Source organism: Promicromonospora panici (genome assembly GCF_900608595.1).
GTDB classification, from domain to species: Bacteria; Actinomycetota; Actinomycetes; order Actinomycetales; family Cellulomonadaceae; genus Promicromonospora; species Promicromonospora panici.
Window position 1 is genome coordinate 297,043 of the sequence record NZ_UWYY01000003.1, and the last position, 13,969, is coordinate 311,011.

Annotated in this window: 13 protein-coding genes; 5 read left to right on the top strand and 8 right to left on the bottom strand. The window is 71.3% G+C overall.

From position 1 onward, the window contains the following. Positions 1 to 28: 28 nt before the first annotated feature. The 6 genes from purN to EW117_RS04830 all read right to left on the bottom strand — a co-directional run bounded on the left by purN (position 29) and on the right by EW117_RS04830 (position 7,116). Positions 29 to 673, bottom strand: a complete 645-nt coding sequence (purN, locus tag EW117_RS04805; protein ID WP_129784223.1) for a phosphoribosylglycinamide formyltransferase — start codon at positions 671 to 673, stop codon at positions 29 to 31. 80 nt (positions 674 to 753) lie between these two features. Continuing rightward, positions 754 to 2,079: a hypothetical protein gene (locus tag EW117_RS04810; protein ID WP_129784225.1), complete on the bottom strand. Its 1,326-nt coding sequence runs from the start codon at positions 2,077 to 2,079 to the stop codon at positions 754 to 756. After that, positions 2,003 to 3,466 (bottom strand): cell division protein PerM, encoded by a 1,464-nt coding sequence (locus tag EW117_RS04815; RefSeq protein WP_207211749.1) that lies wholly within the window; start codon positions 3,464 to 3,466, stop codon positions 2,003 to 2,005. The genes EW117_RS04810 and EW117_RS04815 overlap by 77 nt, the downstream gene beginning before the upstream one ends. A 288-nt stretch (positions 3,467 to 3,754) precedes the next feature. Further along, positions 3,755 to 4,651: a succinate--CoA ligase subunit alpha gene (gene sucD, locus EW117_RS04820; protein WP_129784227.1), complete on the bottom strand. Its 897-nt coding sequence runs from the start codon at positions 4,649 to 4,651 to the stop codon at positions 3,755 to 3,757. 39 nt (positions 4,652 to 4,690) lie between these two features. Continuing rightward, on the bottom strand, positions 4,691 to 5,863 hold the full coding sequence (sucC, locus tag EW117_RS04825; protein ID WP_129784229.1) for an ADP-forming succinate--CoA ligase subunit beta: 1,173 nt from the start codon (positions 5,861 to 5,863) through the stop codon (positions 4,691 to 4,693). Positions 5,864 to 6,063: 200 nt separating this feature from the next. Then, positions 6,064 to 7,116: a CE1 family esterase gene (locus EW117_RS04830; RefSeq protein ID WP_129784231.1), complete on the bottom strand. Its 1,053-nt coding sequence runs from the start codon at positions 7,114 to 7,116 to the stop codon at positions 6,064 to 6,066. A 248-nt stretch (positions 7,117 to 7,364) separates the two neighbouring features. On the opposite strand from EW117_RS04830, the gene EW117_RS04835 reads away from it, so the two are divergent. The 5 genes from EW117_RS04835 to EW117_RS04855 all read left to right on the top strand — a co-directional run bounded on the left by EW117_RS04835 (position 7,365) and on the right by EW117_RS04855 (position 10,599). After that, positions 7,365 to 7,574: an RNA polymerase subunit sigma-70 gene (locus tag EW117_RS04835; RefSeq protein WP_129784233.1), complete on the top strand. Its 210-nt coding sequence runs from the start codon at positions 7,365 to 7,367 to the stop codon at positions 7,572 to 7,574. Further along, on the top strand, positions 7,574 to 8,116 hold the full coding sequence (locus EW117_RS04840; RefSeq protein ID WP_129784235.1) for a Clp protease N-terminal domain-containing protein: 543 nt from the start codon (positions 7,574 to 7,576) through the stop codon (positions 8,114 to 8,116). The genes EW117_RS04835 and EW117_RS04840 overlap by 1 nt, the downstream gene beginning before the upstream one ends. Positions 8,117 to 8,453: 337 nt before the next feature. Beyond that, on the top strand, positions 8,454 to 9,245 hold the full coding sequence (locus EW117_RS04845) for a hypothetical protein (RefSeq protein WP_129784237.1): 792 nt from the start codon (positions 8,454 to 8,456) through the stop codon (positions 9,243 to 9,245). Beyond that, the gene (locus tag EW117_RS04850; protein ID WP_129784239.1) at positions 9,242 to 9,862 is read left to right on the top strand and encodes a DUF4352 domain-containing protein; all 621 of its coding nucleotides are present in this window, start codon (positions 9,242 to 9,244) and stop codon (positions 9,860 to 9,862) included. Before EW117_RS04845 ends, EW117_RS04850 begins: the two co-directional genes overlap by 4 nt. Further along, positions 9,859 to 10,599, top strand: a complete 741-nt coding sequence (locus EW117_RS04855) for a hypothetical protein (protein WP_129784241.1) — start codon at positions 9,859 to 9,861, stop codon at positions 10,597 to 10,599. The genes EW117_RS04850 and EW117_RS04855 overlap by 4 nt, the downstream gene beginning before the upstream one ends. Here the strand turns inward: EW117_RS04855 and EW117_RS04860 are convergent. Together EW117_RS04860 and EW117_RS04865 are read right to left on the bottom strand one after the other, a co-directional pair. Further along, positions 10,541 to 11,884 (bottom strand): hypothetical protein, encoded by a 1,344-nt coding sequence (locus tag EW117_RS04860; RefSeq protein WP_129784243.1) that lies wholly within the window; start codon positions 11,882 to 11,884, stop codon positions 10,541 to 10,543. The two genes, EW117_RS04855 and EW117_RS04860, sit on opposite strands and share 59 nt — an antisense overlap. A 59-nt stretch (positions 11,885 to 11,943) precedes the next feature. Next, positions 11,944 to 13,929 carry an acyltransferase family protein gene (locus EW117_RS04865; protein ID WP_129784245.1) on the bottom strand — a complete coding sequence of 662 codons (1,986 nt, stop codon included), beginning with the start codon at positions 13,927 to 13,929 and terminating at the stop codon, positions 11,944 to 11,946. Between the last annotated feature and the right edge of the window lie 40 nt (positions 13,930 to 13,969).

Here is a 13,969-nt window from a genome sequence, read left to right on the forward strand (position 1 = left end):
AAATGTCCACTCCCGGAAGACCGGCGAGTCAGCGGCCGATCGAGGCCTTGCGGCCCGCCACGTACAGCCCCTCGCGGGCGATGCGGCCCACGGTCTCGACGAGCAGCGCGCGTTCGGCGACCTTGATCCGTTCGGTCAGGGTCGGCTCATCGTCGGCGTCGAGGACCGGCACCGCCGTCTGGGCGATGATCGGGCCGGTGTCCACGCCGTCGTCGACCAGGTGCACCGTGCAGCCGGTGATCTTGACGCCGTGGGCGAGCGTGTCGCGCACGGGGTGCGCGCCGGGGAAGCTCGGCAGGAGGGCAGGGTGCGTGTTCATCATGCGCCCCTCGAACTTCCGCACGACGCTCGGGGCGAGGATGCGCATGAACCCCGCCAGGACCAGATAGTCCGGCTGGAACACCGACACGGCTTCGAGGATGCCGTCGTTCCAGGCCGCGCGGTCGTCGAAGTCCTTCATGGCGACGACGGCGGACGCCACGCCCGCGTCCCGCGCGAGATCGAGGGCGCCGGCGTCCGGGCGATCCGTCACGACGCCGACCACGCGCGCGCCGTAGGCCGCGTCGTCGTGCGCGGTCAGGAGCGCGGCGAGATTGGATCCGCCGCCCGAGGCGAGCACGACCAGGCGCTTGGCGGAACTGGATTCGACGGGGTGACCGGAGGGCGTCTGCACGAGTCCCAGCCTACGTGGCCGCCGGCCCGCCCTCCCAGCGCCCCCAGTGGCGCGGGAGTGCGGTCCGGTGGCGCGAGCTGTCAGTCGACCTGCCACACGCTCAAGGTCGCTCGGTCTCCGCGGACGGCGTCCACACCTACGGCGACCTTGTTGTTGAGCGTCAGCTCGCCCCGGGGCCCGCTGCTCCACGTCGCGTACCCGTCGCCAGACACGAAGCTCCCGCCGGTGGTGGAGTACGAGTAGAACAGCCCGCCCAGCGAGAGATCGACGGGACCGCCCGCGACCGTGACGTGGAGCTCGTACGGCCCGCCAGGCCCGCCGACCGGGATCGTGGTCCCCGACGTCACGCTCACCTGGCACCGCGCGTCCCCGCACGCGTCGAGGTTCGACCCGTCCGCCGGGTGATCCGCGTTGGCGACGGCGCGGTCGCGCATCTGCTTGTGCCGGATGCTGTCCACCAGCTCGTCGTGCACCTTCCGCACCGTCCTCGCGCCGGGCGCGTCGGCGTACGACTTGAGGTAGTCCTCGTACAGGGAACGCGCGGCGGTCAGCTTCCCGTCGGCCTGCTTCACCTGTGCGCAGCCCGCAAGCAGATCGTCACCCTGGTCACCGGTCGAGGCGATCGGTTCGGCGAGCTCCGGCTCGGTCCACCCGCCGTCGTGCAGCCACAGGTATTCCTCCCGGGCCGCGCAGGCATCCGACGCCACTGACTCCTCGTCGAGCGGCTCGGTGTACCCGGGGTACTCGGTCGGCTTGATGAACCAGTCCTTGTCGAACCTCCCGACGTACGTCGACATCACCTCGCGCACGGATGCCGACTCCTCGGGGTGCGCCGCGAGCGTCTCGACCAGCTGCTCCAGGGCTCCCTCCGGGTCGCGGCCAGGAGCGTCCCAGCCGCCGTTCCCGCTACCGGCCGACAGGTTGAAGAGCAGCTCCGCACGGACGATGCCCGCGTGCGCCCACCGCGCTCCGGGGTGCCCGAGGTACTCGTCGAGGCCGTCCGGCTCGAAGTCCCCGTCGGTGCTGGTCGCGCCGAGGAGCACCGAGCACGCGCGACGACCCTGCACCGAGGAGTCCACGACGTCGCCGGCCACGAGGCGGTGCAGCGGTCCCAGCTCGTCGAGCGCCTCGATCGCGTCCTGGCAGTCTCCGTCGGCGTGCCGGGCGTCGGCCTCGTTCACCAGCCGTGACGCCTCGGCCCGCAGGGCGACGACAACACCACCGGTGGCGACCAGCACGACGGCGACGGCCGCCACGAACACGATCCGCCACCGCCGGGCCAGGAACCGCTTCGCGCCGCGCCCCCACGCGCGGATGATCGCCGCCGGATCACGCGGGAGCTGGTCCTCCGGGCTCGCCGGGTCCATCGGACCGGTCAGGGGCGTCGTCTCCTGGTCCTTCGTCATGCGGCGAGTCGACCACGGCGCTCTCGGGACCCCTCCCGGCGTCGTCGGCCGCATCGCGCACCCGCCCCAGCAGGCCGACGGCGTCGAGCTTCCCGCCGAGGACGACGGCGGCCGCGCCACCACCCACCTCGAGCGCCACCAGTCCGGCGGACATGAGCGGGTTCGCGCCGACGTCGGACAGGCGACCGGGGCCGCCCGCACCCGCGGCGACCCACTGCCCCAGCAGCATGAGCACCGCGGGCACGCACACGATGCCGCCGAGCACCCAGCCGACGTCGGACCACTGGACCAGCGACGGCTCGAGCCTCCGCCACGCAAACAGGCCGGCCGTAACCCCGCAGGCCACCACCAGCACGGGCACCCAGGCGCTGACCGGGTTGGCCCAGTCCTGGCCGGGCAGCGCCCCGAGGAGCGGTATCGCGGGCAGCGGGCCCGAGATCGTGCCGAACGGCGTGAAGCTCGTCCCCTCGCCGACGGCGAAACCCGGACCCGCGAGCCACGACGCCGCCCAGAGCACGAGGTTGGGCAGGAGCGCGAGCTGGGCCACGGCGAACACGATCCCACCGGTCCAGCCCGGTTCGAGGGCGGTGATGATGTCCGACGACGTGGCCCGCCCCGCCAGCGCCCACGCGGCCACCAGGAGGGCCGCGCCGCCGAGCAGCAGCGCGACCGCCACCGAGCCGGCACGCAGCCCGAGCCGGAGCGTCGCGGGCACCAGGTCGACGCCGGTGGCCCGGCGGGCCAGCACCTCGGCCCGTTCGCCGAGCTCCGCGGCGGTCGGGGCGTCCGGGCGGGCGAGGATGCCCAGCGCCATGCCGAGCCCGCCCATGACCAGGCCGGCCAGGGCCGCCACGGCGAGCGACCAGCCGGGTGCGCTGCCCGCGAGTGCCGCCACCGCCGTCGTGCACAGGGCGTACGTCACCGCGCCCGCGAGCCAGGCGCGTGCCGACGTGGTGGCGAACCGCTTGGCCGAGACGTAGGTGGCGAACAGCGCCAGAGCCGCGATGCCGAGCGGCGCGAGGGAGACCGTCACCGTGTCGGCGGTGAGTGGGACGCCGTGGCCGAGCAGCCAGATGCCCATGGCGACGTCGATGGCGGAGCGCACCTGGACGGCGTCGTCCGGGGCATCGGCTGGTGTGGCGAGCGTGGCCGTGCCGACGAGGTAGGCCACGACCGCCGGAAGGACCACTACGGCGAGCGACAGGGTCAGAGCCTGACCGGCCGACAGGGCGCCGGCGACGATGTGGGACAGCGGCGACAGGCCCCGCTCCGGCGACGCGGGCTCGTCGACCAGACGCCCGCGGCGGGCGGTCGGCCTGCTGGCCGGGCGGCTCGTCCGTGCGCCGGGAGTACGGGTGGCCGCGCTGGGCCGGGGTGGTGCGCTCACGGCCCAATCTTCACCCGTGTGCCGCTGCCCTCCTGTGGACCTGCCTCGGCGTGGCCCGGGTGAACTTCAGGAAAAATCACGGAGAGATATGGAGTTCACAGGGTGTTCTGGTGTAGGTACACCCACTTTGCACCCCAACCCGCGAGGTAGAACCCTGGCGAGGTAGAACTGGGGCGAGGTAGAACTAGGGCGAAGTAGAGCCCCAGCTCGTGCTGAAGTTCTACTTCGCCAGAGTTCTACTTCGCCTCAGTTCTACCTCGCCAGGGTTCTACCTCGCGGAGGTGAGCCTCAGAGGGAGGTGAGGATCTCTCGCATCAGGTCCGCCGTCTCGGACGGCGTCTTGCCGACCTTGACGCCGACGGCCTCCAGGGCCTCCTTCTTCGCCGCGGCGGTGCCCGACGAACCGGACACGATCGCGCCGGCGTGGCCCATCGTCTTGCCCTCGGGGGCGGTGAAGCCCGCGACGTAGCCGACGACCGGCTTGGTGACGTGCTCCTTGATGTAGGCGGCCGCACGCTCCTCGGCGTCGCCGCCGATCTCGCCGATCATGACGATCGCCTTGGTCTCCGGGTCGTTCTCGAAGGCCTCGAGCGCGTCGATGTGCGTGGTGCCGACGATCGGGTCGCCGCCGATGCCGATGGCGGTGGAGAAGCCGAGGTCGCCCAGCTCGTACATCATCTGGTAGGTCAGCGTGCCCGACTTCGACACGAGACCGATCGGGCCCTTGCCCGTGATGGTGTGCGGGGTGATGCCGGCCAGCGACTCGCCCGGCGTGATGATGCCGGGGCAGTTCGGCCCGATCATCCGGGTCTCCTTGCCCTGCAGGTAGGTCCACACCTCGGCGGTGTCCTGCACGGGCACGCCCTCGGTGATGACCACGAGCAGACCGATGCCCGCGTCGATGGCCTCGATGGCCGCGTCCTTGGTGAAGGCCGGCGGCACGAAGACGACGGAGACGTCCGCGCCGGTCTCGGCCATGGCCTCCTTGACCGTGCCGTACACGGGGAGGGTCACGTCCGCACCTGAGGCGTCCTTGTGCTGCACCGTGGTGCCGGCCTTGCGGGCGTTCACGCCGCCGACGATCTGCGCGCCGGAGTCCAACATCAGGGCGGTGTGCTTGGCACCCATGCCGCCCGTGATGCCCTGGACGATGATCTTCGAGTCCTGGTTCAGGTAGATCGACATTGTCTTCTAATCTCTGCTTTCGAAGTCTTCAGCGGGCGGTCAGGCGGCGGCCGCAGCCTTGGCGGCGGCAAGGTCGGCGCCGCCGTCCATGGTGTCGGCGAGGGTGACGAGCGGGTGGTTGCGCTCGGTCAGGATCTGACGACCCAGCTCGACGTTGTTGCCGTCGAGGCGGACGACCAGCGGCTTGGACGCCTCGTCACCGAGGATGTCGAGCGCGCCCACGATGCCGTTCGCAACCTCGTCGCACGCGGTGATGCCGCCGAACACGTTCACGAACACAGACTTGACCTGCGCGTCGTTCAGAATCACGTCCAGGCCGTTGGCCATCACCTGAGCGTTGGCGCCGCCGCCGATGTCGAGGAAGTTGGCGGGCTTCACGCCGCCGTGCCGCTCACCGGCGTACGCGACGACGTCCAGAGTGGACATGACCAGGCCCGCGCCGTTGCCGATGATGCCGACCTCGCCGTCGAGCTTGACGTAGTTGAGGTCGTTCTCCTTGGCCTTCGCCTCGAGCGGGTCGGCGGCGGCCGAGTCCTCGAGCTCGGCGTGCTCCGGGTGGCGGAAGCCGGCGTTCTCGTCGAGCGTGACCTTGCCGTCGAGGGCGATGATCTCGCCGTCCTCGGTCTTGACCAGCGGGTTCACCTCGACCAACGTGGCGTCCTCGGCCTTGAACACGGTCCACAGGCCCTGGATGACCTCGGCGACCTTGTCCTTGATGTCCGCGGCGAAGCCGGCGGCGTCCACGATCTCCGCGGCCTTGGCCTCGTCGATGCCGACGGCCGGGTCGACGGCGATGCGGGCGAGCGCCTCAGGACGCTCGACGGCGAGCTGCTCGATCTCCACGCCGCCCTCGACCGAGCACATGGCGAGGTAGTTGCGGTTCGACCGGTCCAGGAGCACGGAGAAGTAGAACTCCTCGGCGATCTTGGCGCCCTGCGCGATCATTACGCGGTGCACGGTGTGACCCTTGATGTCCATGCCGAGGATCTCGCCGGCCTTCTCGGCAGTCTCCTCCGGCGAGTGGGCCAGCTTGACGCCGCCCGCCTTGCCGCGACCACCGGTCTTGACCTGGGCCTTCACGACGACAGTTCCGCCGCCCAGCTTCTCGGCGCCTTCGCGAGCCTCCTCGGGGGTCGTCGCGACAACCCCGCCCAGCACGGGCACGCCGTGCTTCTCGAAGATGTCGCGCGCCTGGTATTCGAACAGGTCCACCCTGCTGCGTCCTTCCATCGGGATGCGGCCCTCGGACGTCGTAGTCGCCCGGAGCCCGGCTGAAGCGATGTCTCGACGTCAAGACATCCCGGTACAGAGTAGCCGTGGATCGCCCGTGCTTCCGAACGGAGCGGCGTTATTCCGGGGCCGGCAGGAGGTGGAGTCGCGGTTCGGCAGCACGGGCGTCGGGCGGGGCGCGGTCAGCGGTGGTAGTGCGTGAAGAACTCCCAGATCAGTTCCGTGGCGGAGACTTCCTGCGTGGCGTCGCCGCCGTTGCCGCCCGGCCAGCTGTGCGAGCCCCCGGCGACCTTGTAGAGGACGACGTCGGCCCTGCCGCGGCATGTGGTGTATGTCTCGGCGGTCACGTGCTCGGTGACGGGCTCGACGCTCGGCCCGGTCCGGCAGCCGTTCATCCGCGCCCACGACTGCACGGCCAGCTGGGTGGTGTACCCCCAGCGCTTGTCGGTGTTGCCCTCGTACGGGTTCACCGTGTCGGCGTCGCCGTGGAAGGTGATGACGGGCACGCTGCGCTCGGGCAGGCAGGACTGCAGCTCGACGGCGGACGGGTCGTCGGGCGAGGGACGGCCGGCGCGCAGACCCGCGACGGGCGCGATCGCCGCCACCTTGTCCGGCCGAGCGCACGCGTACGCCGACGCCATCCGGGCGCCGCCGGAGAACCCGGTCGCGTAGACGCGGCGCGGGTCGGCGCAGCCGAGGCCCACCATGGTGTCGATGACGGCGGTGAGGAACTCGACGTCGTCGCGCGTGTCCGCCGGCGGGTACTCGCCGGCCGTCGTGGGCACGCCGGGCACGTTCCAGAACCAGATCTGGTCGGGGTTCGGGTCGGCCGCCGGGAGGACGCCGTTGGGCGCGACGGTGATGAAGTCGTTGGCGTCGGCGGCCAGGTCGAACTGGTTGTACTCGGAGATCGTCTCCGCGTTGCTGCTGCTCGGGTGCAGGTTGAGCACCATCGGCCGGGCGCTGACCCGAGCTTCGGCGTCGGGCACGTGTACCCGGACGGGATAGGTGACGCCGTCCAGTTCGACGTCGACCTGGCTCGTACCGGCGGGCACGGTGCAGTCCTTCCCTGGCTGACCGACGGCGGCGCCGTCCGACGTCGATGTGCCGACGATCCCGGACCCTCCTGCCTGTTCGGTGCTGCCGGCCACCGCCGCAAAGGCCGGGCCGGCCACGAGCGCGCTGAACGCCGTGAGTGCGGCGATCACGCGCCCCAGGATGCGAGTGCTGTGCATGAACGACTCCCTCGTCGTGGTGCGCCCGTCGTCGGGCGCCCGACGCCCCTGGCATCGGCCGCGCCGAGACTACCCCTACTTACAGTGCTGTCAGCAAGCGTTTCGGGCCCCGCCGAACCAGCACGTGCCCTTGGTTGTGAGCGCGACCGTTGCGCCGACACGCCCGTTATAGGCGCAACGATCCCGCCCACAGCCAAGGGCGTCAACGCGGGTTGACAGGTGGTTGCCTGTCAACCATAGTTGACGGCATGAGCCAGCAAGCACTCGTCGCATCCGCCGCCGGGGACGACCCCGCCGACGGGCTGCGCGCCGTCCGGGCCCTGCGCGAGCTGGCCGACCGCCTCGAGGCGCTCCAGGTGGAGCGCGCGCGGCGGCTCGGCTGGTCGTGGCAGGAGATCGCCGACTCGCTCGGCGTGTCCAAGCAGGCGGTCCACAAGAAGCACAACAGGAGGATCTGATGTTCGAGAGGTTCACGAAGGACGCCCGCTCCGCCGTCGTCGATGCCCAGCTCGTCGCCCGTGAGGCGCACAGCGACCAGATCGACACCCGCCATGTGCTCGTCGCGCTCGCCGAGAGGCCGGGCCCGGCTCGCACCGCCCTGTCCGACGGCGGAGTCGACGTAGCCGCCCTCGTCGCGGAGGCCCGCGCGAAGATCGAGGCGGGCGACGCGCTCGACCCGGCCGCGCTGGCCGCCGTCGGCATCGACCTCGACGAGGTGACACGGCGCACCGAGGCCACGTTCGGCGAGGGTGCGCTGGCCCGCGCCGGCCGCGCCCTGCGCGGGCGCCGCAAGCACATCCCCTTCACGGCCGACGCGAAGAAGTCGCTGGAGCTTGCGCTCCGTGAGGCGATCCGCCTGGGCTCCAAGGAGATCAACGGCGGCCACCTGTTGCTCGGCATGACGCGCGCCGAGTCCCCGGCCCGGAGAATCCTGTCCGACGCCGGCGCCGACCTGGACCGCATCCGTCACCTCGCGGAGGGCACGAGCGAGGCGGCGTGACGGCCGTGCGATCGACCGAGCTTTTCGACTTCGGTCGGTTGCCCTGAGATCGGTCCTTCGAATGACCGATCTCAGGGCAATGGACCGATCTCATCTGCAGCGAGTTCATCCTCGTGAGGCACGGGTCCTCGACGCTACGCTCGGACACGTCCGGGACATCCCGCGGCAGAACCCCTGGGGATTCCCCATGCCACGAACACGGAAGCACGCCCCGCTGGCCGCCATCGCGCTCGTCGCCCTCCTGGCGGCGTGCACTGCCTCGCACTGAGCGGGCGTCACCCAACAGGCTGCGGAACACCGGCAAAATACCCGCTTTGCACCGCTACGATCTTGCGCCATGAAGCATGCCCGCAACGACGGCCCCGACCTCGCGTTCCGGCTCGGCCGGCGCATGGTCGCGGCCGTCGCCGACGACATGTCGACGGTGCAGCGCGTGGGTGTCGGCGTCGTCGCGGCGCTCGTCGCCGTCTCTCCGTTCGGCGCGTGGAACGAGGTCGAGGCACAGGCCGACCCGCTCACCGCCGGCACTCCCGTCGAGGTGGGTCCCTTCGAGGTAACGATCGAGAAGGCCGCCACCGCGGACGAGCTCGGCTATCTCGTGCCCGAGCCCGGTAACCACATGCTCGCGGTCGTCGCGAACGTCACCAACACCGGGGAGGTGCCTGTGAACAGCGGCAAGCTCGGCGAGGCGATCCCCGCGCCCGAGAGCGTCGGCATCATCCCGGAGGTGCCGCTCGAGGACCTGGGCGCGGACTCCGACGACGGCGCCGGGACCGGGACGACGCCCGACGTCGCCGACCCGTCGGCCGACCCGTCCGCGAGCCCGTCTCCCAGCGAGCCTGAGAAGCCGGAGCTGCCGTCCGCCTCCATCGTCAACATCAAGGACGGGACCAGCCCCATCATCCTCAACCCCGGCCTGACCTATCGGGTCGCGCTGATCTGGGAGCAGAGCGACAAGTTCTCGGGTGACGTGATACCGCTCCGGATCATGGAGCTCACGTGGATCGAGGAGAGCGCGGCGAGCCTGGACAACGAGTACTGGCTCCCTCTGGACGAGGTCGCCTTCACGGGGCAGATCCCGATCGAGCCCGCCAAGCCGGCAGCGGACGCCGAGGCGGGTCAGCAATGAGGCACGGACGGCGTCGGATCACCTGGAAGGGCACCGCGCTCGTCGTCGGCGCGGTGACGGCGGGCTGCGCGCTCGTGACATACCTGCCGCAGGACAAGGGCGTGGATACGCCCTTCATCGTCGAGGGGCAGGTCGGCGAGACGCTCGACCTCACGTACGCGGAGCTCACGGTGACCGATGTGCGGGTCGCCGACACCCTGACGGGCTTCTCCGAGGCCGCCGCCGCGGGCGGGACCTTCGTCGTGGTCGACGCGACCTGGCGCGCCACGCAGGGCGAGACGAGCTTCCTGGGCGCCGAGATCACCGACCGGCAGGGCCGCCGGTTCTGGCCTACCGATCTGACCGGGTGCTCGACCTCGGCCAACGCTCAGCCAGGCTATGCGTGGCGCACCACCTATTGCTTCGACGTGCCGCGCGACGCGCTGGCGGGAGCGACGGTCCGGCTCGCCCGGGGCGGCCAGAGCGAGGACCACGCGGACCAACGGCGCGACGCCGTCGCCGTCATCGAGCTCGGCATCACGCCGAGCGAGGCCGAAACGCTGTGGGAGGCGGAAGAGACGGTGGTGCCCGAGGAGCCGGGTTACGCCCCGGCGAGCGCAGGAGGTAGCGAGGGATGACGACTCTGGTGACCCCGGCCGTGCCGGGTCAGGGCCCAGGTCCGGGAACGGGTCAGGGAACACCGCCGGGCGTGGCGCCGAGCCTGCGCCCCGGCATGTTGCCCGGCATGATCCCGCCGGACGACGTGGTTCCGCGGCCGCGCAGGAGCTGGGGGCGGCGCAATGCCGTCTGGCTGGTGCTGCTGCCGATCGCGATAGTGGTGGCCGCGGGGGCGTCGTCGTTCCGGGTGTGGGCGTTCTGGTGGCCCGTGGGTCTGCACCAGGAGGTGGACCGGGTGGCCCTGGGCGAGCCGGCGCACCTGGCGGGCGAGTACTACGACATGGGTTTCGACGTGCCTGAGCGGGCGGAGACCACGGTGCTCCGGGAGGTCGATGCGACGGTGACGAGCGTCGAGCAGGTGGACGCGCTGCCCGCGCCCAGCTACGGCGACCCCGTCGCGGTCCCCGAGGGTTCGGTCGTGTACGAGGTGCAGGTGCACTTCGTGGCCGAGCCACAGACTGACCTCTCGGGATGCCAGATCGCCCTCGTGGCCGAGGACGGCACGCGGTACGGGGAGTCGACCACCGACGCGCTGGGCAGCTCCAACCGCTGCTCGACGCCGGACGCGGAGGGCTTCGTCAGCGAGCAGCCCGAGTGGGACGTCACCTCGTTCGTGCTGGCCGACCCCGACGCCGAGATCACGCAGGTGCGGCTGGCATTCGGGGGTCCCGAGTACGTGACGTTCGAGCTGCCGTAGCGAGGCCGGAACCGGCGTCGTCGTCCTCCCGGACCACCAGGCCGCGCTCGACCAGCGCCTCGACGGTGGCCGCGATCAGGGCCGCCGCCAGCGCCAGCGCCAGCGCGAGCCCGGCCGCCGACTCCATGGGGCTGAACACAAAAAGCCAAGTGTCGCTATCGACGGGACCGGTCACGGCACGCACGAGCCACCCGATGCCCTGCGGCACCCGCATCATGACGAGGTAGCTCAGGCAGAAGACGAGCATGGGACCGAGGCCACCGTGCACGATCAGCTTCAGACCGTTCAACAGGGCGGAGAACCGGGCGCGCAGGTCCTCCGTGAGCGACTCCAGGAGCGAGCGCAGCCCGCGCGGCAGCCAGGTCATGCGGTCGAGCCAGCGGTGCTCGGTGGACGGCGGTTCCATCAGCTTGTGCCCGAGCACGACGGCGCCGATGGCGAGCCACGCCAGCGGCGCGACGAGGACGACGTCGAGCGACTCGAAGACCGTCACCACCCCGTCGGCGACGAAGGCGGCGGCGGTGTTGCCGGTCTCGCCCACGGCCTCCTGGGCGACGCCGACGGTGCCGACGGCGGCCGCCACGAGCTGGCGCTCCGCCGCCACGCTCCACAGGCTCAGCTCGATGACCTCGATCTGGCCGGCGACCTGGCTGGTCCAGTAGATCTCGAGGCACCCGCCGACGACGGCGATGCCGAGAAACTGCAGCTTGCCCTCCAGCCTGCCGAGCAGCCAGCGCAGCACGAACGCGCCTGTCACGATGGCGAGGAGCGTCCAGGCGTTCCAGACACCGAGTCGAGAGATGAAATCGACGCCTTGCGCGGAAAACATGTCGTTGAACGCCTCGTCCGCGGCAGCCTCGTTGATGAACCGGTCCCGGTCGGCGTCCATCAGGCCCTCGACCTCGTAGACCACCAGGAAGGGCACCAGCACGGACAGGGCGACGTCGATCAGGCGCCGCTCGCGCCCCTCGGACGGCATCATCGGGGCGCGGGGGGCGCCGGAGAGCATGCCGGGGATCTGGTCGTTCTCGTCCCGGTACGGACCGGGGTCCGCGCGCAGGTGCGGCAGAGACTGCCGGCAGACCCACAGCATCCCGACGACCGGCATGAGGTACCCGAGCGGGCTCATGATCAGCAGAAGCTGCGCCACGAACGAGTTCCACTGGCTCAGCTCGACGGCGCCCCACAAGGCGCCGTTGCGCACGGCGACGCCGAGCAGGCCGAGCGTCAGCAGCGCGGGCCAGTGCGCGACGAACAGCCGGCCGGCGGAGACCAGGATCCTCATGGCGCACATAGTGGCCTATAGCGGGAGATATGCGCCAAGGCTGCTCACTCCAAGCTTGCTCACTCCAGGGTCGCGAACGACCGCTCCACCAGGTCCGTGTACGCCTCGATGCCCTGCATGTTCGGGTGGGTCGCGTCCGAGTGCAGCAGCCCGGGCTGCTCGCCGACGAGCGCGTGCCAGTCCGCGATCACCACGTTCTCCCGGCCGGCGGCTACGCGATCGAGGGTCTTGTTCGCGTCCGGCACCCAGTAGCTGATCCCCACGGTGTTGACGAGCACCACGCGCCGGTCGGGCCCGATCATGTCGAGCACGCGCTTGGCGGCCTCGGGCGAGCCGTCGAGCTGGAAGCCCGAGTTGGTCCCGAAGCTGAGCAGCACCGTGTCGCGCAGGTGGCCTTCGCGCTTCGCCCTGCGGATCATCTGCTCGGCGTCGAGCCAGTCCTTGTTCGGCACGGCATCGATCTGGGCGCGGGGGTAGCGCGCCAGGATCGCCGGCAGAGCCGCCGACAGCACCGAGTCGCCGAACCCGGAAACCTGTGCACCCTTGTTCGCCCCGAACGGCTCGGCCGCCGGAAGACTGGTGCGCGACGTCGGGGCGGGTTCGTCCGGACTTCTCGAGGCGCCCGGATGTCGGCCCTGCGCACCGGGCGCTGCCGGTTCGCGCGCCCCCTCCCGCGCGGCGGCCGCGGCCTGCGCCTCCGCGCCGGCCTGGACGCCGGCCTCGACGGCGAGCTCGGCCGCCGTCCGCTCGGGTGCGGACGCGACGGCGGCTCCGGTCCCCATCACCGCGAGCACCGTGATCACCACCGCGACCTTCGGCACGGCGGCGGCCTGCCGCACCGCACCGACCGCCGTCCGGAGGGCGCCGCGGAACCCGAGCCGCCGCACGGGCAGCTCCACCCACCTGTACGACGCTGCCGCGAGCACGACCGTCAGCACGACCGTCAGGCCGATCGCGACGGCCCACCAGACAGTTCCGGGCTGCGCCCCCACCGCCGCCGTGACGACGCAGACGACGGGCCAGTGCCACAGGTAGATCCCGTACGACCGCTCCCCCACCCAGCGCAGGACACCTACCTCCAGCAGGGCGGTGAACCAGGTGGGTTCGGTGCGGGCCGCGTCGCAGGCCAGCACCAGGACGAGCGCCAGCAGCGACGCGGCCAGGAGCCCGAGCGGATACGTGAGCGGCGAGTCGCTGCGCAGCAGCAGGACTAGCGCGATCAGCCCGGCAAGCGCGAGCGGCGGGAGCACACGGGCACGCGCGCCCTGCAGCACGGGCGAGGCCTTGGCCCAGCGCAGCGTCATCGCGGCGCCGAGCAGCAGCCCGAACGCGTGGGTGTCGGTGCCGTAGTAGACGCGCGTCGGGTCCGCGCCCGGCCCGTACAGCGGGGTGAACAGAAGCGTCATGGCCAGCACCGACACGAGCGCCGCGGCCAGGACCACCCGCACCCGCCAGGCCGCCGACCGCACGGTGACCAGCAGGACCACCAGCAGCACCGGCCACAGCAGGTAGAACTGCTCCTCGATCGCGAGCGACCACAGGATGCGCAGCAGCTCCGGCTGCGTCTCGTCGAAGTAGTCCGTGCCCGCGGCGATCTCGACCCAGTTGGTGCTGAACGTCAGAGCCCCCAGGAGCTGGCGCCCGATCCCGACCGTGAGGTCCGGCTCGACCAGCCGTGCGACCGGGATGCACGTGATGAGCACGAGCCCGAGGGCGGGCAGGAGCCGGCGCGCCCGGCGCACCCAGAACCGGGGCAGCCGGATCCGGTTCGTGCTCGTGATCTCGCGCAGCAGCAGGGTGGTGATGAGGAACCCGCTGACCACGAAGAACACGTCCACGCCGAGAAATCCGCCCGGCACCCAGGCGGGCGCCAGGTGGAACGCCACGACGGCGACCACGGCCAGCGCCCGTAGCCCGTCGAGCCCCGGGATCCGCGGGCCGTGCGCGTTCGCATGCCTCCGGCGCGGGGTCGGGGCCCGGGCCGGCGCCGGGACAACAGGCGTTCCGGCGACCGGGGTCGTAGGCCAGGCGTCCGTCAGGGCCATGAGCGGACGGTACCGAACGTCGCCGGGGTACGCATGCAAA

Coding starts and splice junctions, on each gene's coding strand:
- EW117_RS04810 (WP_129784225.1), bottom strand. CDS start 2,079: ATGACGAAGGACCAGGAGACGACGCCCCTGACCGGTCCGATGGACCCG.
- EW117_RS04850 (WP_129784239.1), top strand. CDS start 9,242: ATGAGGCACGGACGGCGTCGGATCACCTGGAAGGGCACCGCGCTCGTC.
- EW117_RS04865 (WP_129784245.1), bottom strand. CDS start 13,929: ATGGCCCTGACGGACGCCTGGCCTACGACCCCGGTCGCCGGAACGCCT.
- EW117_RS04835 (WP_129784233.1), top strand. CDS start 7,365: ATGAGCCAGCAAGCACTCGTCGCATCCGCCGCCGGGGACGACCCCGCC.
- EW117_RS04860 (WP_129784243.1), bottom strand. CDS start 11,884: ATGAGGATCCTGGTCTCCGCCGGCCGGCTGTTCGTCGCGCACTGGCCC.
- EW117_RS04855 (WP_129784241.1), top strand. CDS start 9,859: ATGACGACTCTGGTGACCCCGGCCGTGCCGGGTCAGGGCCCAGGTCCG.
- EW117_RS04830 (WP_129784231.1), bottom strand. CDS start 7,116: ATGCACAGCACTCGCATCCTGGGGCGCGTGATCGCCGCACTCACGGCG.
- EW117_RS04840 (WP_129784235.1), top strand. CDS start 7,574: ATGTTCGAGAGGTTCACGAAGGACGCCCGCTCCGCCGTCGTCGATGCC.
- EW117_RS04845 (WP_129784237.1), top strand. CDS start 8,454: ATGAAGCATGCCCGCAACGACGGCCCCGACCTCGCGTTCCGGCTCGGC.
- sucD (WP_129784227.1), bottom strand. CDS start 4,651: ATGTCGATCTACCTGAACCAGGACTCGAAGATCATCGTCCAGGGCATC.